Genomic DNA, 18,171 nt, shown 5'->3' on the forward strand with positions numbered 1-18,171 from the left:
CAGTAGGTGGCTTCGTAAAAAACGCGGGATCGACGGCCAAGTAACTGAAAGTGAAGGATGCGGAAGTGGTGCCCAGGTGCGGGATCGAACCACCGACACTGCGATTTTCAGTCGCACGCTCTACCAACCGAGCTACCTCGGCATGCCGCTGCCTGCTACGTTAGCTTGCGGCAAATACTGGCAAGTTTTTCACTGAAAGCGAATTAACATGAACCATCGCCGTCAGATTCTCGCTGCGCTCGGTGCAACAGCGGCTCTGCTTCCTTTTCGGACGTTCGCCCAAACTCCTGCGAAGGTCACACGCTTCGGAATCCTGATGTTCAACTCGCCGCAACTCGACCCGGTCAAACCTTTACTCGAAGGTCTGCAAGAATTTGGCTATGTCGACGGCAAGAACATGGCTGTTGAATACCGCTATGCCGAAGGAAAGCCCGAACGGCTTCCTGCCCTTGCTGCGGAGTTGGCACAACTCAATCCGGACGTCATCTTTGCTTTCGGCGGCGACGTGGCGCCGCACATGAAAAGAGCCACTTCTTCGATTCCGATTGTGGTCCTGGTCAGCAACGATCCGGTGCAGGCCGGCCTGGTCGCAAGTGTTGCACGCCCTGGCGGGAACGTTACCGGAATTACGCTGATCTATGACGAGCTCGCGGGCAAAGTAGTCGAGCTGGTCAAGGAAGCCGCACCAGGCATCTCGCGCGTCGCAGTGCTGTGGAATCCGGATCACGCCGATCCCGAATACCGCGAAACCCAGCGCGCCGCGACGGCGCTTGGGATTAAGCTGCAATCGCTGGCGGTGCGCCAGCCCGGCGACTTTGACGCTGCATTCGAGGCTGCGATCAGCGAACGTGCGGAAGCGCTCATCACGGTTTCAAGCCGGCTGCTGTTGCAGCGAAGGAAAATGATTGCCGAGTTTGGAACAAAAAACCGGATCCTCATGGCAGGCAGTTGGGGAGACTGGGAGGGAATGGCGCTGACCTACGGCCCTAACCAGGCGGTCGCTGCGCGTCGTCTCGCCTATTACGTCGACAAAATCCTGAAAGGCGCCCGCCCCGCCGACCTGCCCATGGAGCGGCCAACGCGATTCGAACTGGTTCTCAACCAGAAGGTGGCCGCTGCCCTCGGTATCAAATTCCCGCCTTCGCTCCTGGCGCGGGCAGATGAAATAATCGGCTAGTCCAGAGCAGCGTCTGCAACCGCGTCTGCTGGTGCGCAGCAAAGGATGCAAATGGTGCCCAGGGGCGGGATCGAACCACCGACACTGCGATTTTCAGTCGCATGCTCTACCAACTGAGCTACCTGGGCATGCCGCGAGCCCAAAGGCAGACGCGAGCGGGCGGTTTATAGTGAGGTCGGATCGTCCTGTCTACCCATCCCGCAAACCTTCGGAAGCCGCGAAACGCCGCAGAATCAGTAAGTTGGGGATGGCGCAGGCAGGCGGGCCGCAAAAATCGCGCCGTCCCGCGAAAACTTTGGGCCGGCCTCAATTCTCCAGCTTGATCCTGGCCTCTGATATCACCGGGCCCCATTTGGCGATCTCGGACTGGAGGAACGCGGCGAGCTCCGCAGGGGTCGAGCCTTTTGGCACGGCGCCGAGCTCCTCGAAGCGCGATTTCACCGCCGGGAAAACCAGCGCGGCATTGGTGTCGGCATTGAGCTTGGCAATCACCTCCGGCGGCGTCTTGACCGGCACGAAGAAGCCGAACCAGGAGAACACGTCGAAGCCGGGAACCGTCTCGGCGATCGTCGGCATGTCGGGCACGATGGCAACCCGCTCCGTGGTGGAGACGGCGAGCCCGCGCAGATGATTGGCGCGCACATGCGCGATGATCGAGGGCACGTTGTCGAAGATGACGTCGACACGGCCGGGAATCAGGTCGTTGATCGCGGGCGCGCCGCCGCGATAGGGCACGTGTGTCATCTCCACCCTGGCCAGCCGCTTGAACAGCTCGCCGGACAGATGCAGCGTGGTGCCGTTGCCGGATGAGGCATATGTCACCTTGCCCCGGTTCGCGTTGCAGAAGGCGATGAACTCCTTCACCGATTTTGCCGGCGAGGTGTTCGGCACGCACATCATGTTGGGCTGGGTGATCAGCCGCGTCACCGGCGCAAAATCGCCGACGGGATCGTAGGTCAGCGAGGGATAGAGGAACTTGTTGGTCGCCATGCCCGGGCCGACGATGAAAATCGTGTATCCGTCGGGATCGGATTTGGCGACGAGGTCGGCCGCGATATTGCCGCCGGCGCCGCCCTTGTTCTCCACTACGACGGTCTGGCCCCAGACGTCCTGAAGGCGGTTGCCGATCAGGCGCGCGGTGATGTCGGTCGAGCCGCCGGGCGTGAACGGCACGACGATCCGCACCGGCTTTGCCGGCCAGTCCACGCCGGCGGCGCGGGCGGCGCGAACGAAAGGGGCGGCGATGGCAGTCGCACCGAGGCCAACGAAGCGGCGGCGATTGAGCATGGACGCACTCCTCCTGAAGCGACCGCCCGATTGCTGCGGGTCTTGTTGTTGTGCGCAAGCGTGGCGAAGGAGTGCGGCAAATCAATGCCGCGCAGCCCTACCTGTCGTCACTCGCCAACGGTCGCGCGAATGCGCGCCCGCTGACAGGCTCCGGCGGGTGACCCAGTATTCCAGAGACGTCAGTGATCGAACCGAGAAGCCTCGGCGTACTGGATGCCCCGCCTTCGCGGGGCATGACGGCTGGTGGCTACTCCTCGTCTTCGTCCGTCTGGTTACGGCCGGGGATGGCGTAGGAGCCGGAGAGCCAGCGGTTGAGGTCGACGTCGCGGCAGCGCTCGGAGCAGAACGGCTTTGAAGCTTCAACCGCCGGCTTGCCGCAGATCGGGCAAGACTTCGCCTTCGAGGCCTTGCCCTTCGAGGCGCCGTTCGCTTTCGGCTCAGCCGGCATTCAACCAGCCGAAGCGCACGGGAAAACCTTCGCCCCCGAGCAGCGTGATCGATTCATAGAGCGGCAGGCCGACGATGTTGCTGTAGGAGCCGACCATCTTCACCACGAAGGAGCCGGCGATGCCCTGCACCGCATAGCCGCCGGCCTTGCCGCGCCATTCGCCGGAGCCGATATAGGCCTGGATGTCGTCCTCGCTGAGCCGCTTGAAGCGCACACGCGTTTCGATCAGGCGCTGGCGAAACGCTTCCTTCGGGGTCACGAGGCAAATCGCTGTGTAGACGCGGTGGTTGCGGCCCGACAGCAATCGCAGGCATTGCGCGGCTTCATCGACCAGGTTGGCCTTGGGCAGAATGCGGCGGCCGACCGCCACCACGGTGTCGGCGGCGAGGATGAAGGAGCCGCGCAGTTCGTCGTCGAGCTGCACCGATTTGAGCGCCGCGTCGGCCTTGGCGCGCGCCAGCCGATTGGCGCAGGCGCGCGGCAGCTCGCCCCGCCGCGGGGTTTCGTCGACGTCGGCCGGGCGCAGCGCATCGGGCTCGATGCCGGCCTGGTTGAGCAGCGCCAGTCGCCGGGGCGAGCCGGAAGCAAGAACGAATTTGGGACGGCCAAGCATGCAGGATTTGTCGCAGCGGGAATCGGCGGGGTGAATGCGCGCGGAAACTATCGGATGGGCCCCTCTTTCACAACCGGGGAACAAGCCTTTGTGGCTACACGGATAAATCTTTCCGTCGCCCCTGCGGAAGCAGGGGCCCATAACCACCGGCTTGTTGTCATGGAAATGAAACACGTCAACTCGTACCGCCTCAAATCGATGAGCCGCGGCGTATGGGTCCCTGCTTTCGCAGGGACGACAGGCTAACCGCTCGCGGCGCCGGCTTTGGCAAATCGCCGGCGGATGCGCATCAAGAGGCCGTCACAGACCTCGCGATAGGCGGCCAGTTTCTGCTCGCGGCTGCCTTCGGTACCGGTGGGATCGGGCGTCGGCCAATACTCGACATCGGCGGCCAGCGTGCGCGTCAGCTCCAGCGCCTTGTGATGCGCCTCCGGCGACAGCGTGATGATGAGATCGAAATTCAGCCCCTCCCAATCGTCGAGCTCCTCGAACGTGGTCGGCTTGTGGCTGGAAATGTCCTGGCCGAGCTCCGCCATCGCGGCGACCGCAAACGGATCGAGCTCGCCTTTCTTGACGCCGGCGGACTTCACATAAAGCGCCTGCGGAAACATCTGCTTCAACAGACTTTCGGCCATCGGCGAGCGCACGCTGTTCTGCCCGCAGGCAAACAACACCGCCTGCGGATTTTTCGCGCGCGCTGGCGCGACCACCTTGGCCTATCCTTTCCAGTGAAGAACGCAGATCAGCGTGAAGAGCCGACGCGCGGTTTCGAAATCGACCCGCACCTTGCCCTTCAGCCGTTCCTGCAACGTGCGCGACCCTTCGTCATGGATGCCGCGGCGGCCCATGTCGATCGCCTCGATCTTGTCCGGCGTCGCTGTCCGGATCGCCTGATAGTAGCTGTCGCAGATCATGAAATAGTCCTTCACGATCCGCCGGAACGGCGTCAGCGACAGCAGATGCGCGACCACGGGCGTGCCGTCCTCGCGGCGGATGTCGAACATCAGCCGGTTGCCGGTGATGGCAATGTGCAGCGTGAACGGCCCTTGCTGTGCGCCCTCCGGCGCAAACAGATTCTGCTCGATCAAATCGTAGATCGCGATCGCGCGCTCGTGCTCGATATCGGGCCCGGAACGGCCAATCGATTCCTCGTCGAGCGTCACCGCGACGATGCGATTGCTGGGATCCTCGTCGGCGGGCTTGCTGGTCATGGCAGATTGAGCCGCATCCCGACGGAACGTGAATGGGCTTCCAGCCCCTCGGCCTTGCCCAGCGTCATCGCCGCAGGCCCCAGCGCGCGCAATTGGTCGGGACCGCATTTCAGGATCGAAGTGCGCTTCATGAAATCGAGCACGCCAAGCCCGGATGAGAACCGCGCCGAGCGCGCGGTCGGCAGCACGTGGTTGGAGCCGCCGACATAATCGCCGATCGCTTCCGGCGTATGCGCGCCGAGGAAGATTGCGCCGGCGTTGCGGACCTTCGCTGAGACAGTTTCGGCATCGGCAGTCATGATTTCCAGATGCTCGGCGGCAATCGCGTTCGCAAGCTCCGCTGCCTGGTCGAGATTTTTCACCATGATGATGGCGCCGAAATCATTCCACGAGGCACGCGCGATCTCCGCGCGCGGCAGGGTCGCAAGCTGCGACTCCACGGCACGCTCGACCTCGGCGGCCAGACGCGCGCTGTCGGTGATCAGGATCGATTGAGCGCTCGCATCGTGCTCGGCCTGCGCCAGTAGATCGGCGGCGATCCAGCCGGCATTGCCGGTGTCGTCAGCGATCACCAGCACCTCCGAAGGCCCCGCGATCATGTCGATGCCGACCTTGCCGAACACCAGCCGCTTGGCAGCGGCGACATAGGCGTTGCCGGGCCCGACGATCTTTGCGACCGGCGCGATGGTCGCGGTGCCGTAAGCAAGTGCCGCGACTGCCTGCGCGCCGCCGACGCGATAGATTTCGGAGACGCCGCCGAGATGGGCGGCCGCCAGCACCAGCGGATTGAGCTTTCCGTCCGGTGACGGCACCACCATCACCACGCGCGGCACGCCCGCGACCTTGGCCGGCACCGCGTTCATCAGCACCGAGGACGGATAGGCTGCGGTGCCGCCGGGCACATAGAGGCCGACGGCATCGATCGCGCTCCAGCGCCAGCCGAGCTCGACACCGAGCGGGTCGGTGAAGCGCTCGTCCTTCGGCATCTGCTTGACATGAAAGCTCTCGATCCGGTCACGCGCAAAGGTCAGCGCCTCGACGGTTTTGGTATCGCACGCCTTGACTGCCGCATCGATCTCGGCCGCAGTCACACGCAGGCCTTTGGCGTCGATGTCGAGCCGGTCGAATTTCCTGGTCGCCTCGATCAGCGCGGCATCGCCGCGCGCGGCTACGTCGTCGACGATGGCGCGGGTCGCCCTCTCGACATCGGCCGACACCTCACGCTTGGCGGCCAGGAAGGCGGCGAATCGCTGGTCAAAATCGGCGCTGCTGCGGTCGAGGCGAATGGGCATTGGCGGCTTTACTTGCGGGATTTTCTCTACTGCTCAATGGCGCGCCGGGGGTGCCGCCGTCAACCCTTGCAAGGAGCAAATGACCTGTCGTCCCTGCGAAAGCAGGACCCGTAACCACCGGATTTGGTTGGTTTAGGAGGTATCGGCCACCGCCCGAAATCGATACATCACGCGGTATGGGTCCCTGCGAACGCATGCGTTCGCAGGGACGACGAAAGGGGGTCACCCCGCCGGCGCCGTCCCGAAATCATCCGGCCCGAGGTCGGTCAGCTCGCATTCCAGGCATTCCACGTCCAGCCGCAGCGCCGCGCCTTGGTTGAACAGCAGAAGCGCGCTGCCGCCGGGCGGATCGCCCGGATGAAACTCGATCCCGATCAGGTCCAGCGCGGCCTGCGGCGCCTCGAGATCGATGTTGCGCGACTTGCAGGCCAGCACCCGGTCGAAGCGGAGAGCAGCGACCAGCCGCCGCGGCGAGGTCTCACCGGCCAGCGTCTGTTCCCAGTCCAGCCGATTCATGCCGATCACCAGCCGCTTCTCGTCCTGCCGCCAGATGATATCCGCGGCCTGCACGTGAGCGTCCTGCACATGCGTCGAGATCACAGCGAGATCGTCGGCATCGAGCGCGATCAGTTTGAGCGGCGAATTCATGGCGGAGCAGCTTACCTTGCGCATGCTCCAATCGCAAAAGCCGCCATAGGTTCCGGCTATGTGACCATGCTGGTCGCGATTTGATGGGTCAGGATGCGCGATTTATGGTTACATTCCGTCACAAGCGACCAGGGGCCGGCGAAGAGAGGATGCGGCTGTCATGCTAAATCGCCGGCTGGCCGTCACGGCCTTATTGATGAGCGTATCCACGATGTCAGCGAACGCGGCGGACGCCGTTCTCCTCCATGCGGCGGGCAGCCTGCGCGGCGCGCTCACCGAAGTCGGCGACGCCTTCGAGAAATCCGCCGGCCTCAAGGTGCAGGCCAAATTCGGTCCTTCAGGATTGCTGAAGGATGAGATTGCCACGGGCGGCAAGGCCGAAATATTTGCCTCCGCCAACATGGAGCACCCGCAGGCGCTCGCGAAGACCGGCAGAAGCGCACCTGTGGTTCTCTTTGCGCGCAACAAGCTCTGCGCGCTGGTTCGTCCCGGGCTCGCCGTGACCAGCGAGAATTTGCTGGAGCGCATGCTCGATCCCGACGTCAAATTGGCAACGTCGACGCCGAAGGCCGATCCGTCCGGCGATTACGCGTTCGAGACGTTTCGCAAGACAGAGGGCATTCGGCCGAACGCGCGCGCAACGCTGGAGACGAAGGCGCTACAGCTCACCGGCGGCGCGACCAGCGCGGCGCCTCCCACCGGACGCAATCCCTATGGCTGGCATATCGCCGAAGGCCGCGCCGACATTTTCCTCGCTTATTGCACCGCTGCGCGCGACGCGCGGAAGGAAAATCCGGAGCTGCAAACCGTCGCGTTGCCGGAGGCGCTGGCAGTCAGCGCGGATTACGGGCTTACCGTCACAAAAGATGCATCACCTGGCGCTTACCAATTCGCATTGTTCATGCTGTCGTCCGAGGGGCAGCGTGTGCTGGCAAGCCACGGATTCTCGGCACCCAATCTGCCGGACTAGCAACAAGGAGCACCGCATGAAGATCAGCGCACGCAACCAGCTCAAGGGCACCATCACCGAAGTTGCCAAGGGCGCGACCACCTCGCATGTCCGGATCGATATCGGCGGCGGCGTCATCGTCACCGCCTCGATCACCAATGAGGCCGTCGAGGACTTGAAGCTGGCCAAGGGCAAGGCGGCCGTCGCCGTGATCAAGGCGAGCGACGTGATGGTGGGCGTCGATTGATTGATCGCCGCACCCTGATCGCGGCCCTGGCGGCGGCGCTGCTCGCGCCGGCTGCCGCCTGGGCCGAGACCGTCACCGATTCTGCGGGACGCAACGTTGCGATTCCGGCGAAGGTGACGCGCGTGTTTCCGGCCGGGCCGCCAGCGGCGATCCTGCTCTACACGCTGGCGCCGGATCTCCTGATCGGCTGGCCGCGTGCCAACCGCGCCGAGGAATGCGCCTATCTGCTGCCGGAGATTTGCGCGCGGCCGGAAGTCGGCCGCATCACCGGGCGCGGCAACACCGCCAATCTCGAAACCGTGCTCGCGCAAAAGCCGGACCTCATCCTCGACGTCGGCTCCACCAGCGCGACCTATGTCTCGCTGGCCGATCGTGTGCAGGAGCAGACCAATATTCCCTATGCCCTGCTCGACGGCCGCTTTGCCAGCATCGCGAAAGCCTACCGCACGCTGGGCATGCTGACCGGCCGGAGCGATGACGCCGAAAAACTGGCGCGCTATGCCGAGGATACGCTGAAGACGGTCCTGGGCCGCATCGAAACAATTCCAGCCGGCGAACGGCCAAAAGTCTATTACGCCCGCGCGCCGCGCGGCCTTTCGACCGGCCTTGGCGGCTCGATCAATGTCGAGACCATCGAGATGCTCGCGCGCAATGTCGCGGGCGAGACGCAAGGCGGGCTTGCCAATGTCTCGATCGAGCAGGTGCTGGTGTGGAATCCCGATGTGATCGTCACCATCGACCAGGAGTTCGCATCGACCGTGCGCAACGATCCGGCCTGGGCTTCGGTGAAGGCGGTGCGCGACAACCGCGTTCATTTGTCGCCCAAAATGCCGTTCGGCTGGGTGGATTTTCCGCCGTCGGTCAACCGCCTGATCGGGTTGTGGTGGCTTGCCAAAATCCTTTATCCGGAAAAATTCCCGGAAGACCTGCACACCCTGACGCAGGATTTCTATACCCGTTTCTATCACGTGACGCCGACACCGGCGCAAATCGACCATGTACTTGCGGGCCGGGATTGATAGCCTGCGGGACATGAGCCGCCGCACATGAAGCCTTCCCGATCCACCCTGCCCGGTTTTTCGCTCGCGATCGCGGTGCTGATCGCGGGCCTGCTGCTGGCTTTGACCGTCGGCCGCTATCCGGTCGGACTCGGCGATCTCTTCAGCGTTCTCGCCGCCAAGCTCGGAGGTCATCGCGCCGACGTTCCGCCCGCGGTTGAAAGCGTCATCCTGCAAGTGCGCGGACCGCGCGTGCTGGCGGCGATGCTGGTGGGCGCGGCGCTGGCGGTGGCCGGCACCGCGTTCCAGGGCCTGTTCCGCAATCCGCTGGTCTCTCCCGACATACTGGGAGCATCATCGGGCGCGGCGCTTGGCGCCGTGATCGGCATCTATCTTTCGCTCAGCGTGTTCGCGATCCAGGCGGTCGCCTTCTTCGGCGGGCTGATCGCGGTCGCCGCCGTCTACATCATCGGCGCGTCGGTGCGCTCACGCGATCCGATCCTGGTGCTGGTGCTGACCGGCGTCGTGGTGGGGGGGCTGTTCGGTGCCGGCGTCGGGCTCGTGAAGTATCTCGCCGATCCCTACAATCAGTTGCCGGCCATGACGTTCTGGCTGCTCGGCAGCCTGTCGTCGACGACCGTGCCCGATCTGCTGCCGCTGTTCGGACCGGTCGCGCTCGGCACCGCAGTGCTGGTGGCGCTGCGCTGGCGCATGAACGTGATGTCGCTGCCGGAGGAAGAGGCGCGCGCGCTTGGCGTGGCCACCGGGCCGTTGCGCGTTGCGATCGTCGCCGCTGCGACGCTGGTCACTTCTGCAAGCGTGGCGACCGCCGGGATCATCGGCTGGGTCGGACTGGTCGTGCCGCATCTGGCGCGCTCACTGGTCGGCCCCGATTTTGCAAAGCTGCTGCCGGCCGCCGCGATCCTCGGCGGCGGCTATCTTCTCGTGATCGACACGCTCGCCCGCACCCTGGCGCAGGTGGAAATCCCGCTCGGCATCCTCACCGCCGTGATCGGCACGCCCTTCTTCATCTGGCTGCTCGCCAGCATGCAAAAGACGTGGTCGTGAAAGACCTGGTCATGATCCTCGAGGGCCAAAAACTAACCATCGGCTATCCCGACCGCGTCGTCGGCAGCGGGCTCGATGTGCGCCTGGAGAACGGCGAGGTGCTGGCTCTGCTCGGACCGAATGGCGGCGGCAAGACCACGCTGCTCAAGACACTGCTCGGCCTGCTCCGCCCGAAGGCCGGCGAGGTGCGGCTCGGCGGCGCGGCGCTTTCCTTGCGCGGCATCCGCCAGCGCGCGCAACTGATCGCCTATGTGCCGCAGACCCATATTGCGACGTTCGCCTTCCCGGTTGAAACCGTGGTGTTGATGGGCCGTACCGCGCATGGTGGCCTGTTCGCGCGCCCGACCGCGAAAGACCGCATGGTCGCGATGTCCGCGCTCGAGCGCCTCGGCATCGCACAGCTTGCGCCGCGGCCCTACACCATGATCTCGGGCGGCGAGCGGCAACTGGTGCTGCTGGCGCGCGCGCTGGCGCAGGAGCCGCAATTCATCGTACTGGACGAGCCGACCGCCAATCTCGACTTCGGCAATCAGGGCAAGGTAATGCGCGAGATCCGCGCACTGGCGGCCTCCGGCCTGGGGGTGCTCTTCACCACCCACGATCCCAATCACGCGCTGCGCGCCGCCGACCGCGCGTGCCTGCTGCGCGGCGGCGAGATCGTCGCCGAGGGCCGGGTGAGAGACATCCTGACCCAAGCGCAATTAGAGGCACTCTACGACGCTCCGGTGCAGATGATATCCGGGGCCGACGGCACGGCGTTTGTGCCGGGCTAACGGTGTCATTCCGGGATGGTGCGAAGCACCAGACCCGGAATCTCGAGATTCCGGGTCCACGCTTCGCGTGTCCCGGAATGACCGCGAACTAGATGCGGTTGATGTCCTCGCTCTCCAGTATCTGCTTCGGATAGCCGTCACGCGCGACCTTGATCATGGCGCGGCCAAGTTGCTCGCTGGTCGTCATGTATTGTGGCATGGCACGGTGGAAGTAGCTCAGTATTGGCGCGCAGATAACGTAGACGGCGTTGATCCAGCCGACCTTGGAGCGGACACCGTGCAGCGGCTGGATGCCGGCCGGGCGGAACATGTAGGCCGCCTTGAACGGCAGCTTGAGCAGGTCGTTCTCGGTCTTGCCCTTCACCCGCGCCCACATCAGCGAGCCCTGTTCGGTGGAGTCGGTGCCGCGGCCGGTGACATAGGTGAACACCATGCCGGGGTTGAGCTTTGCAAGCGTCGTCGCCGCCGCCATGGTGATATCGTAGGTCAGGTGCCGATAGCGTTCCGCATCCATGCCGATCGAACTGACGCCGAGACAGAAGAAGCAGGCGTCGTAGCCGGCGAGCTGAGACTCGATCGCGGAAAAATCCGTGAAGTTATCGTGCCGCAGGTCGCGCAGCTTCGGATGGCTCTGTCCGGTCGGGCTGCGCCCGACCGCGAGCACGGCCTCGATGCCGGCATCGACCAAGCATTCGAGCAGGACGCCCTGCCCGACCATGCCGGTGGCGCCGAAGATGATGACTTTCATCCCTTGATGAACGCCAAAAGGTCGGCGTTGATCGTCGCGGCTTCCGTCGTCGGCATGCCGTGCGGAAAACCCTTGTAGGTCTTCAGCGCGCCGTTCTTCAACAGCTTTGCCGACAGTGGCCCGGAATCGGCATAGGGAACGATCTGATCGTCGTCGCCATGCATCACCAGCACCGGCACCGTGATCTTCTTCAAATCCTCGGTGAAGTCGGTCTGCGAAAAGGCGACGATGCCATCGTAATGCGCCTTCGCGCCGCCCATCATGCCCTGCCGCCACCAGTTCTGAATGACAGCCTCTGAAGGTTTGGCGCCCGGCCGGTTGTAGCCATAGAACGGCCCTGACGGCAGCGCGCGATAGAATTCCGAGCGATTGGCGGCGAGCTGCGCCTGCAAGTCGTCGAAGACGGATTTCGGCAAGCCGCCGGGATTGGCTGGCGTCTGCACCATCAGCGGGGGCACCGCGCTGAGGATCGCCGCCTTCGCCACCCGGCTCTCGCCGTGGCGGGCGATGTAATGCACGACCTCGCCGCCGCCGGTGGAATGGCCGACGTGCACGGCGTTCTTCAGGTCGAGGTGCGACGTCAGCGCCGCGAGGTCATCGGCATAATGATCCATGTCGTGACCGTCGGCGCCCTGGCTGGATCGGCCATGACCGCGGCGATCGTGCGCAATCACTCGAAAGCCGTGATGAAGGAAGAACAGCATCTGCGTATCCCAATCATCCGACGACAGCGGCCAGCCATGGCTGAACACGATCGGCTGTCCCTTGCCCCAGTCCTTGTAGAAGATGTCGACGCCGTCCTTGGTCTTGATGGTGGGCATGGCGAACTCCAATGCAATGAGCAATCAACGCGCCGCCGGCGCGCTGGTCACCCGGGAAAAAGATGATCTGTTTGCCGGCTCAGGCCGGATGATAGCGCCTGATCACGCGGAAGATCATGAAGGCGAAGAACGCCAGCACCATGAGCTGCACCACGCCGAACGCCGGCCCCGACGGCGGAGCACCGGGAGCGAGCGCGCTCAGCGCCGGTATTCTCAGGAACAACTGGATCACCAGCACGAATGTATTGAGGTACAGCGAGATCAGCGCGGTGAGCACGTACACCCAGCGCCACTTGCCGGCGAGGTTCTGGCTGTACAGCGCAAAACAGGCGATCGCGAGCAGCACCAGCGAAAGGATGGCGATCGCTTGCGACGGCAGAAATTTGTCGAACAGCAAGGGCGGGATGATCAAGCCGGAGGCATTGGTGAGGATCGTGGTCCACAGGAAGGTATTGGTCATGCTTGGCATGCGCCTGGAATCGAGCATTCCAGACATCACGATAAAGCCCGTAATGATCGCAATCAGGCTGATCGCCACATGAATAAGAATCACCACGTTCATGTGGCTTGCTCCTCTTTGAGACCCATGTCTCACGCTACGATGTGCCGGAACAAATTTCCACATCTTCCCACGAGTGGATCGTGGGATTTTGCAATCGCCGACGAAAGTATCAGAACGGCGAGCTCGCGCAGTCGGCTTCAGTAGTAGCGCGGTATCGGGCCATTATGCGGTGTCTTGCGCTTCGACAGATCGAACAGGACCTTGTCGACATAGCACCAGCCCCATCCTTCCGGCGGATCGTAGCCTTCGATGACGGGATGGCCGGTGGCCTCGAAATGCGCGGTCGCGTGCTTGCCCGGCGAATCGTCGCAGCAGCCGACATGGCCGCAGGTTCGGCAGATGCGCAAATGCAGCCAGCGGCTGCCGCTCTTCAGGCATTCTTCGCAGCCGAGCGCGCTCGGCGTCACGTCTTGAATATCGGCGATGTGGCTACAGCCTTTAGCGCTCATTCAAGCCACGCTTCCCGCCGGTTTCTCCGCGTCGGCAAGAAAACCGTGCAACGCCGCCACCACCTGCGCACCCTCGCCGATCGCGCCGCCGACCCGCTTGACCGATCCGGAGCGCACGTCGCCGACCGCGAACACGCCGGGGACGGTCGTCTCCAGTGGCCCGACCGGCCGGCTGTTTCCGCCGACCGGCATGCCGGTCAGCACAAAGCCCCCGCGATCGACCTGGACGCCGCAGCCCTCCAGCCAGGTCGTGGCGGGATCGGCGCCGACGAACAGAAACAGGTTGCGGATGTCCATGGTCATCACTTCCGGCGACAGACGGCTGCGCCAGCGCACGCGCTCCAGCGTTGCTTCTTCGCTGCCTTCGAGGCCAACCACCTCGGCGTTGAAGATCAGCTCGATGTTCGGCGTTGCCTCGATGCGCTCGATCAGGTAGCGCGACATGCTGGCCCCCAGGCCGCCGCCGCGGATGACCATGTGGACTTTTCGCGCATGGCCGGACAGGAAGACTGCCGCTTGCCCGGCCGAGTTGCCGCCGCCGACGAGGACCACATCCTGGTCGGCGCATAGCTTGGCCTCGGTGGGCGAGGCCCAGTACCAGACGCCGCGGCCCTCGAATTTTGCGAGATTCTCGATCTCCGGCCGCCGGTAGCGTGCCCCGCTTGCGACCACGATCGATCTGGCGCGCAGGAAGTGCCCGCATTCGGTGGCGAGCTGGAAGGCCCCGCCGCTCTTCGAGCAATCGAGCGACTTCACCGAAACCGGGATCAGGATTTCCGCACCGAATTTTTGCGCCTGGCTGTAAGCTCGGCCGGCCAGCGCCTGGCCGGAGATGCCGGTCGGAAAGCCCAGATAATTCTCGATTCTCATGCTGGCGCCGGCCTGGCCGCCATAGGCCCGCGAGTCGAATACGGCGACCGACAATCCTTCGGAGGCCGCGTAGACGGCGGTGGCAAGGCCGGCCGGACCGCTGCCGACGACTGCCACGTCGTAAAGCTTCTCGGGGCCGTGCGCGGCAATCATGCCGATCGCCATCGCCAGCGCGCTTTCCGACGGGTTGCGCAACACGGTGCCGTTCGGACAAACGACCAGCGGCAGATCGGCGCGCGAGGCCGCATAGCGCGCCACGAGATCGGTGGCATCCTTGTCGTCGGCGGGATCGAGCAGATGATAGGGCTGGCCGTTGCGGGCGAGGAAATTTTGCAGCCGCGCCAGGTCGCCGAGCGTCGGCGGACTGATGAGCACCGGACCGCCCTTGCCTTCCTGGATCAGGTTGACCCGGCGCAGGATCAGCGCGCGCATGATGCGCTCGCCGAGATCGGCCTCGGCAACCAGCAGCGCGCGCAATCGCTCCGGCGGGATCAGCAGCGTTTCGACGGCGCCGTCGGCATGCCCGTCGACCAGCGCCATGCGGCCGGAGAGCTGGCCGATCTCGGCCAAAAACTGTCCCTGCCCCTGATCGATGATCGGCGTCACGCGCCCAAGGCCGTCGCGCTGGGTGATCACGACATTGCCTGACAACACCACGAACATGCCGGGACCGGGCTGGCCGATCTCGAACAATGTGTCGCCGTCCTCGTAGCGGCGAATCTCGCCGAACCGGCGCATGCGCTCGATTTCCTGCGGCGTCAGGGTCGGAAAGGTCTGCTCATGCCGGGGAAACGTAATGGCCGCTCCTCGCGGCGGGTCTACGATCGTGACGTCTGCCGCCATTGCCCCACTCTCTCGCTACCGGTCCTGTTTTCCGCGTGGGTCATCTAGGGAGGCCTCCGTCGATTCGGAAGGTGCGCCCGCCACATCACCGCGCCCGCGCGCCTGCGACTTTCGCCGCTTGAGATTTTCGCGCAACGCCAGCTTAAGCCGGTCTTGCCGCGATTTCTTTTCTGAAGCCACGACTTTCCGGCCGCGACCGTCGTTCTCTTGCGTCATTGCGGGTCCATTACAGCGATTGCGCGACGGGAGAATAACCGACGGCATCCCTCCGCCGCCATCTCGTGATTCGTGCAATACGGCTTCTGGCGGGGTACTGCCGCGACAGCGGAACCGGCGTGAGCCTGGCCTGGACGGGCTGAGGCGATACCTGCCCCGTTTTTGCGGCCTTTCCGCCCCTTAGCATGCTTGCGCCAGCGGGGGGCTTGTGGCAAGAACCGGCCGCCTGTAGGGGCTTTTGTGCCGATTCCTATATCCCGGGCATATGCTGCCGTAGCTCAGTGGTAGAGCACTCCATTGGTAATGGAGAGGTCGACAGTTCAATCCTGTCTGGCAGCACCATCCTCTTTGTCGGCGCTCTTCACCACGCTCGGCTCATTTGGAATTGAATCCCGCCAGATGCGGGACGAGCGAGCGCGTGTGACTCGCAGGCTGCGCCTTGCCGGTCGCCACAGTCGTGCCTGCTTCATGCGCGAGATTCGCGGACGTTTGATGATTGATGAACAGGCCGGCCGCAGCTGCCATTACCAACACGTAGAATGCAAACATACCGCCGATCCATTTCCATGAAATCGGGCGCTTGCCGGGAGCCAGACTTTCGATCAGTCGACGCATCGCTGCCTCCTCTTGGGATACATGCGCGCGGTATATCTTGCACCTCATTCGCGGCGTGTGATCTGCTTCACACAACACGAGGCGTTGAAACCCGGTGACCGGACCCGAACTCAAGCAACTGCGGAAGGATCTTGGCGAAGCGATCGGCCGGCCGCTGTCGGCCGCCGACATGGCAAAACTATGCGGCCTGCCGCCGGCGGACGGCGTCGACATCGTCCGTCGCTGGGAAGTCACCGGGCCCATCGGGCCGGTCGCCGAACGGCTGCGCATCCTCGCAATGGCGAGCGACCGCTATCCGATCCTGGAAAAGTTCGACATTTTCGACCGCTTCGATATCGCCGAAAAGGAGCGGCCCGCGCGGCGCGCGGAGTTCCGCCGCAAGATACGCGAAGAAGTGCTCGAGCGGCTCGACTGAGGCGCTCGCTCCGCCCTTTAACGTTTCATTAAGCAAAGAACGGGTTCCGGCGTTCAATTCGTCCGGGCATCGGCCGGCGCCGCCTGCGAGTGACGGCATTTTAGTCAAATGCAAATTTATTGGATCCCAACGATGACGCCTGCGGCGTCTTGCAAACGATCTGTCGGGGATTCCAATGAAAAAGATCCTGCTCGCCACATCCGCCCTTGCCGCCCTCGCCGCTCCAGCGCTCGCCGCCGATCTCGGCCCGCGCGGCTACGCCAGGGAGCCGATCTTAGCCGCTCCGATCTACAACTGGACCGGCTTCTATCTCGGCGGCCATCTCGGCGGCGCCTTCAGCGGCAGCAATACCTTCAACGGCCTCGTGCTGAGCGACTATGAGGCGCGCTTTCTCGGCGGCGTGCAGGTCGGCGCGGACTGGCAGTTCGCTACGAACTGGGTGATTGGCACCGAAGGGCAATATAGCTGGCTCGGCAAGAACAACATCAACGCGATCTTCCCCGGCGGCTTCGTCTATGGCAACGACCAGCGCGGGCTCGGCTCGATCACCGGCCGCGTCGGCTATGCCGCGGGTCCAGCGCTGTTCTACGTCAAGGGCGGCTACGCCTATTCGGACAATCGCGAGACGCTGACCTTTGCCGGCGCGCCGGTCGCCTTCCTGCTCGACAGCAACCACACGAACGGCTGGACCATCGGCGGCGGCGTCGAATACATGTTCTTCGCGCCGAACTGGACGGCGAAAGCGGAATATCAGTACTACGATTTCGGCGACGCCCGCTTCATCGCGCCGGCTGCGCTGGTGCCGTTCGGCAGCTTCAGCAACGACGTGCACACGCTCAAGATCGGCGTGAATTATCGCTTCAACTTCGCGAACCCGGTGGCCGCGCGGTACTGATTCGAAGAGCGATCAAGAATTCTTGAACGCGGCGATACACAAAGTTTCGCCGCGTGCGGAATCGCTGCGCATTTCTTGCGTAACGGGTCCCGAATTAAGGCTTCTTTCAGACATTGTTAGGACTCCATTAGGCAGTCACGCGCGCGTGTTCCCTGCGCGGTCGGTTGTCGTCATGTGTGTCGGATGAGTGACAGCAATTTAGGCAAAAGCATTTTATCAGCGCGTCTCTGAATTGGCGTCAGCACGTCGTCGGCGTCACTGAATTGATCTGTTGGAGACCAAGAAAAATGAAGAAGCTTCTGCTCGCTACTGTGGCGCTCGTCGCCCTCGGTGCGCCGGCGCTCGCAGCCGACCTCGCTGCCCGCCCCTACACCAAGGCGCCCCCGATCGCCGCCGCGCCGATCTATAACTGGACCGGCTTCTATATCGGCGGCCACATCGGCGCTGCGTTCAACAACGACAACACCTTCAATGGCGTTGTCACCGGCGGCAACGATGACGCGCGCTTCCTCGGCGGTGTGCAGGCCGGTTTCGACTTCCAAGTCGCCCCGAACTGGGTGCTCGGTGCCGAAGCCCAGTACTCCTGGCTTGCGAACAACAACGGCGCCTGGCTCTTCCCGGGTGGCTACGCCTACACCAACGACCAGCGTGGCATCGGCTCGGTGACCGGCCGCATCGGCTACACCTGGGGCCCGGCGCTGCTCTACGTGAAGGGCGGTTATGCCTTCGCCGACAACCGCGAAACCCTGCTGCTCGCCGGCGTTCCGACCGCCTTCACCCTCGACGGCGACCACAAGGATGGTTGGACCGTTGGTGCCGGTCTGGAATACATGTTCGCCCAGAACTGGTCGGCCAAGGCTGAATATCAGTACTACGACTTCGACCGTTCGACCTTCGTGACCCCGGTCGCGCTGGCGCCGTTCGGCAGCTTCCGCAACGACGTGCACACCGTGAAGGTGGGCATCAACTACCGCTTCAACTTCGGCGGTGGCCCGGTTGTTGCCAAGTACTGATCTTAAGTACTGA

At 63.8% G+C, this 18,171-nt stretch carries 22 protein-coding genes and 3 tRNA genes; 10 read left to right on the plus strand and 15 right to left on the minus strand.

Annotation, left to right across the window (positions count from 1 at the left end):
* Positions 1-66: 66 nt before the first annotated feature.
* Positions 67-142 (minus strand) — tRNA-Phe (locus JQ628_RS08885).
* Positions 143-208: 66 nt separating this feature from the next.
* Between JQ628_RS08885 and JQ628_RS08890 the strand changes: the two genes are divergently transcribed.
* Positions 209-1,177, plus strand: coding sequence for an ABC transporter substrate-binding protein (locus JQ628_RS08890; protein ID WP_212221958.1), 969 nt, complete (start codon positions 209-211; stop codon positions 1,175-1,177).
* Positions 1,178-1,229: 52 nt separating this feature from the next.
* Here the strand turns inward: JQ628_RS08890 and JQ628_RS08895 are convergent.
* The 8 genes from JQ628_RS08895 to JQ628_RS08930 all read right to left on the minus strand — a co-directional run bounded on the left by JQ628_RS08895 (position 1,230) and on the right by JQ628_RS08930 (position 6,676).
* Positions 1,230-1,305: transfer RNA gene (locus JQ628_RS08895), tRNA-Phe, on the minus strand.
* 178 nt (positions 1,306-1,483) lie between these two features.
* Positions 1,484-2,464 (minus strand): Bug family tripartite tricarboxylate transporter substrate binding protein, encoded by a 981-nt coding sequence (locus tag JQ628_RS08900; protein ID WP_212221960.1) that lies wholly within the window; start codon positions 2,462-2,464, stop codon positions 1,484-1,486.
* Positions 2,465-2,711: 247 nt separating this feature from the next.
* The gene (yacG, locus tag JQ628_RS08905) at positions 2,712-2,912 is read right to left on the minus strand and encodes a DNA gyrase inhibitor YacG (RefSeq protein ID WP_212221962.1); all 201 of its coding nucleotides are present in this window, start codon (positions 2,910-2,912) and stop codon (positions 2,712-2,714) included.
* Positions 2,902-3,525, minus strand: a complete 624-nt coding sequence (locus JQ628_RS08910; protein ID WP_212221964.1) for a Maf-like protein — start codon at positions 3,523-3,525, stop codon at positions 2,902-2,904. Before JQ628_RS08910 ends, yacG begins: the two co-directional genes overlap by 11 nt.
* Before the next feature lie 242 nt (positions 3,526-3,767).
* Complete coding sequence (locus JQ628_RS08915) at positions 3,768-4,235, minus strand: low molecular weight phosphatase family protein (protein WP_212221966.1); 468 nt, start codon at positions 4,233-4,235, stop codon at positions 3,768-3,770.
* Positions 4,236-4,241: 6 nt separating this feature from the next.
* A complete protein-coding gene (locus JQ628_RS08920) occupies positions 4,242-4,736 on the minus strand; it encodes a UPF0262 family protein (protein ID WP_212221968.1) in 495 nt (164 codons plus the stop codon).
* Positions 4,733-6,028, minus strand: coding sequence for a histidinol dehydrogenase (gene hisD, locus JQ628_RS08925; RefSeq protein WP_212221970.1), 1,296 nt, complete (start codon positions 6,026-6,028; stop codon positions 4,733-4,735). Before hisD ends, JQ628_RS08920 begins: the two co-directional genes overlap by 4 nt.
* A 222-nt stretch (positions 6,029-6,250) precedes the next feature.
* Positions 6,251-6,676, minus strand: coding sequence for a DUF2948 family protein (locus JQ628_RS08930; RefSeq protein ID WP_212222242.1), 426 nt, complete (start codon positions 6,674-6,676; stop codon positions 6,251-6,253).
* Positions 6,677-6,872: 196 nt separating this feature from the next.
* Here JQ628_RS08930 and JQ628_RS08935 point away from each other — a divergent pair, with 196 nt between their 5' ends.
* The 5 genes from JQ628_RS08935 to JQ628_RS08955 are packed head-to-tail and all read left to right on the plus strand — an operon-like array spanning position 6,873 to position 10,711.
* A complete protein-coding gene (locus JQ628_RS08935; RefSeq protein ID WP_283815776.1) occupies positions 6,873-7,646 on the plus strand; it encodes a molybdate ABC transporter substrate-binding protein in 774 nt (257 codons plus the stop codon).
* 16 nt (positions 7,647-7,662) lie between these two features.
* Positions 7,663-7,872 carry a TOBE domain-containing protein gene (locus tag JQ628_RS08940; protein ID WP_212221974.1) on the plus strand — a complete coding sequence of 70 codons (210 nt, stop codon included), beginning with the start codon at positions 7,663-7,665 and terminating at the stop codon, positions 7,870-7,872.
* The gene (locus JQ628_RS08945; RefSeq protein ID WP_212221976.1) at positions 7,869-8,891 is read left to right on the plus strand and encodes an iron ABC transporter substrate-binding protein; all 1,023 of its coding nucleotides are present in this window, start codon (positions 7,869-7,871) and stop codon (positions 8,889-8,891) included. The genes JQ628_RS08940 and JQ628_RS08945 overlap by 4 nt, the downstream gene beginning before the upstream one ends.
* Before the next feature lie 27 nt (positions 8,892-8,918).
* Positions 8,919-9,938 (plus strand): FecCD family ABC transporter permease, encoded by a 1,020-nt coding sequence (locus JQ628_RS08950; protein ID WP_212221978.1) that lies wholly within the window; start codon positions 8,919-8,921, stop codon positions 9,936-9,938.
* 11 nt (positions 9,939-9,949) lie between these two features.
* Positions 9,950-10,711 carry an ABC transporter ATP-binding protein gene (locus tag JQ628_RS08955; RefSeq protein WP_212222244.1) on the plus strand — a complete coding sequence of 254 codons (762 nt, stop codon included), beginning with the start codon at positions 9,950-9,952 and terminating at the stop codon, positions 10,709-10,711.
* A gap of 88 nt (positions 10,712-10,799) precedes the next feature.
* On the opposite strand, the gene JQ628_RS08960 is transcribed toward JQ628_RS08955, so the two are convergent.
* From JQ628_RS08960 to JQ628_RS08980, 5 genes are all read right to left on the minus strand, one after another.
* Entirely contained in the window at positions 10,800-11,459 is a 660-nt protein-coding gene (locus tag JQ628_RS08960) for an epimerase (protein ID WP_212221980.1), read from the minus strand.
* The gene (locus JQ628_RS08965) at positions 11,456-12,280 is read right to left on the minus strand and encodes an alpha/beta fold hydrolase (protein ID WP_212221982.1); all 825 of its coding nucleotides are present in this window, start codon (positions 12,278-12,280) and stop codon (positions 11,456-11,458) included. The genes JQ628_RS08960 and JQ628_RS08965 overlap by 4 nt, the downstream gene beginning before the upstream one ends.
* A 79-nt stretch (positions 12,281-12,359) precedes the next feature.
* Positions 12,360-12,842 carry a hypothetical protein gene (locus JQ628_RS08970; RefSeq protein WP_212221984.1) on the minus strand — a complete coding sequence of 161 codons (483 nt, stop codon included), beginning with the start codon at positions 12,840-12,842 and terminating at the stop codon, positions 12,360-12,362.
* Between the two features lie 137 nt (positions 12,843-12,979).
* Complete coding sequence (locus tag JQ628_RS08975; RefSeq protein WP_212221986.1) at positions 12,980-13,291, minus strand: UBP-type zinc finger domain-containing protein; 312 nt, start codon at positions 13,289-13,291, stop codon at positions 12,980-12,982.
* On the minus strand, positions 13,292-15,004 hold the full coding sequence (locus JQ628_RS08980; RefSeq protein WP_212221988.1) for an FAD-dependent oxidoreductase: 1,713 nt from the start codon (positions 15,002-15,004) through the stop codon (positions 13,292-13,294).
* A 483-nt stretch (positions 15,005-15,487) separates the two neighbouring features.
* Between JQ628_RS08980 and JQ628_RS08985 the strand changes: the two genes are divergently transcribed.
* Positions 15,488-15,562: transfer RNA gene (locus tag JQ628_RS08985), tRNA-Thr, on the plus strand.
* Between the two features lie 33 nt (positions 15,563-15,595).
* Here the strand turns inward: JQ628_RS08985 and JQ628_RS08990 are convergent.
* Positions 15,596-15,835 carry a hypothetical protein gene (locus JQ628_RS08990; protein ID WP_212221990.1) on the minus strand — a complete coding sequence of 80 codons (240 nt, stop codon included), beginning with the start codon at positions 15,833-15,835 and terminating at the stop codon, positions 15,596-15,598.
* A gap of 94 nt (positions 15,836-15,929) precedes the next feature.
* Here JQ628_RS08990 and JQ628_RS08995 point away from each other — a divergent pair, with 94 nt between their 5' ends.
* From JQ628_RS08995 to JQ628_RS09005, 3 genes are all read left to right on the plus strand, one after another.
* Positions 15,930-16,250 (plus strand): hypothetical protein, encoded by a 321-nt coding sequence (locus JQ628_RS08995; RefSeq protein ID WP_212221992.1) that lies wholly within the window; start codon positions 15,930-15,932, stop codon positions 16,248-16,250.
* A gap of 175 nt (positions 16,251-16,425) precedes the next feature.
* The gene (locus tag JQ628_RS09000) at positions 16,426-17,145 is read left to right on the plus strand and encodes an outer membrane protein (RefSeq protein WP_212221994.1); all 720 of its coding nucleotides are present in this window, start codon (positions 16,426-16,428) and stop codon (positions 17,143-17,145) included.
* A gap of 287 nt (positions 17,146-17,432) precedes the next feature.
* Positions 17,433-18,158, plus strand: a complete 726-nt coding sequence (locus JQ628_RS09005) for an outer membrane protein (RefSeq protein WP_212221996.1) — start codon at positions 17,433-17,435, stop codon at positions 18,156-18,158.
* Positions 18,159-18,171 lie beyond the last annotated feature (13 nt).

It is taken from the genome of Bradyrhizobium lablabi, from assembly GCF_018129385.1.
GTDB lineage: Bacteria > Pseudomonadota > Alphaproteobacteria > Rhizobiales > Xanthobacteraceae > Bradyrhizobium > Bradyrhizobium lablabi_C.

Excerpts from the sequence above, each read along its gene's own strand:
- JQ628_RS08975 (WP_212221986.1), bottom strand. The coding sequence starts at position 13,291 with ATGAGCGCTAAAGGCTGTAGCCACATCGCCGATATTCAAGACGTGACG.
- JQ628_RS08980 (WP_212221988.1), bottom strand. The coding sequence starts at position 15,004 with ATGGCGGCAGACGTCACGATCGTAGACCCGCCGCGAGGAGCGGCCATT.
- JQ628_RS08910 (WP_212221964.1), bottom strand. The coding sequence starts at position 3,525 with ATGCTTGGCCGTCCCAAATTCGTTCTTGCTTCCGGCTCGCCCCGGCGA.
- hisD (WP_212221970.1), bottom strand. The coding sequence starts at position 6,028 with ATGCCCATTCGCCTCGACCGCAGCAGCGCCGATTTTGACCAGCGATTC.
- JQ628_RS08965 (WP_212221982.1), bottom strand. The coding sequence starts at position 12,280 with ATGCCCACCATCAAGACCAAGGACGGCGTCGACATCTTCTACAAGGAC.
- JQ628_RS09000 (WP_212221994.1), top strand. The coding sequence starts at position 16,426 with ATGAAAAAGATCCTGCTCGCCACATCCGCCCTTGCCGCCCTCGCCGCT.
- JQ628_RS09005 (WP_212221996.1), top strand. The coding sequence starts at position 17,433 with ATGAAGAAGCTTCTGCTCGCTACTGTGGCGCTCGTCGCCCTCGGTGCG.
- JQ628_RS08970 (WP_212221984.1), bottom strand. The coding sequence starts at position 12,842 with ATGAACGTGGTGATTCTTATTCATGTGGCGATCAGCCTGATTGCGATC.
- JQ628_RS08940 (WP_212221974.1), top strand. The coding sequence starts at position 7,663 with ATGAAGATCAGCGCACGCAACCAGCTCAAGGGCACCATCACCGAAGTT.
- JQ628_RS08935 (WP_283815776.1), top strand. The coding sequence starts at position 6,873 with ATGAGCGTATCCACGATGTCAGCGAACGCGGCGGACGCCGTTCTCCTC.
- yacG (WP_212221962.1), bottom strand. The coding sequence starts at position 2,912 with ATGCCGGCTGAGCCGAAAGCGAACGGCGCCTCGAAGGGCAAGGCCTCG.
- JQ628_RS08955 (WP_212222244.1), top strand. The coding sequence starts at position 9,950 with ATGATCCTCGAGGGCCAAAAACTAACCATCGGCTATCCCGACCGCGTC.
- JQ628_RS08960 (WP_212221980.1), bottom strand. The coding sequence starts at position 11,459 with ATGAAAGTCATCATCTTCGGCGCCACCGGCATGGTCGGGCAGGGCGTC.
- JQ628_RS08950 (WP_212221978.1), top strand. The coding sequence starts at position 8,919 with ATGAAGCCTTCCCGATCCACCCTGCCCGGTTTTTCGCTCGCGATCGCG.
- JQ628_RS08930 (WP_212222242.1), bottom strand. The coding sequence starts at position 6,676 with ATGAATTCGCCGCTCAAACTGATCGCGCTCGATGCCGACGATCTCGCT.
- JQ628_RS08900 (WP_212221960.1), bottom strand. The coding sequence starts at position 2,464 with ATGCTCAATCGCCGCCGCTTCGTTGGCCTCGGTGCGACTGCCATCGCC.
- JQ628_RS08920 (WP_212221968.1), bottom strand. The coding sequence starts at position 4,736 with ATGACCAGCAAGCCCGCCGACGAGGATCCCAGCAATCGCATCGTCGCG.
- JQ628_RS08990 (WP_212221990.1), bottom strand. The coding sequence starts at position 15,835 with ATGCGTCGACTGATCGAAAGTCTGGCTCCCGGCAAGCGCCCGATTTCA.
- JQ628_RS08890 (WP_212221958.1), top strand. The coding sequence starts at position 209 with ATGAACCATCGCCGTCAGATTCTCGCTGCGCTCGGTGCAACAGCGGCT.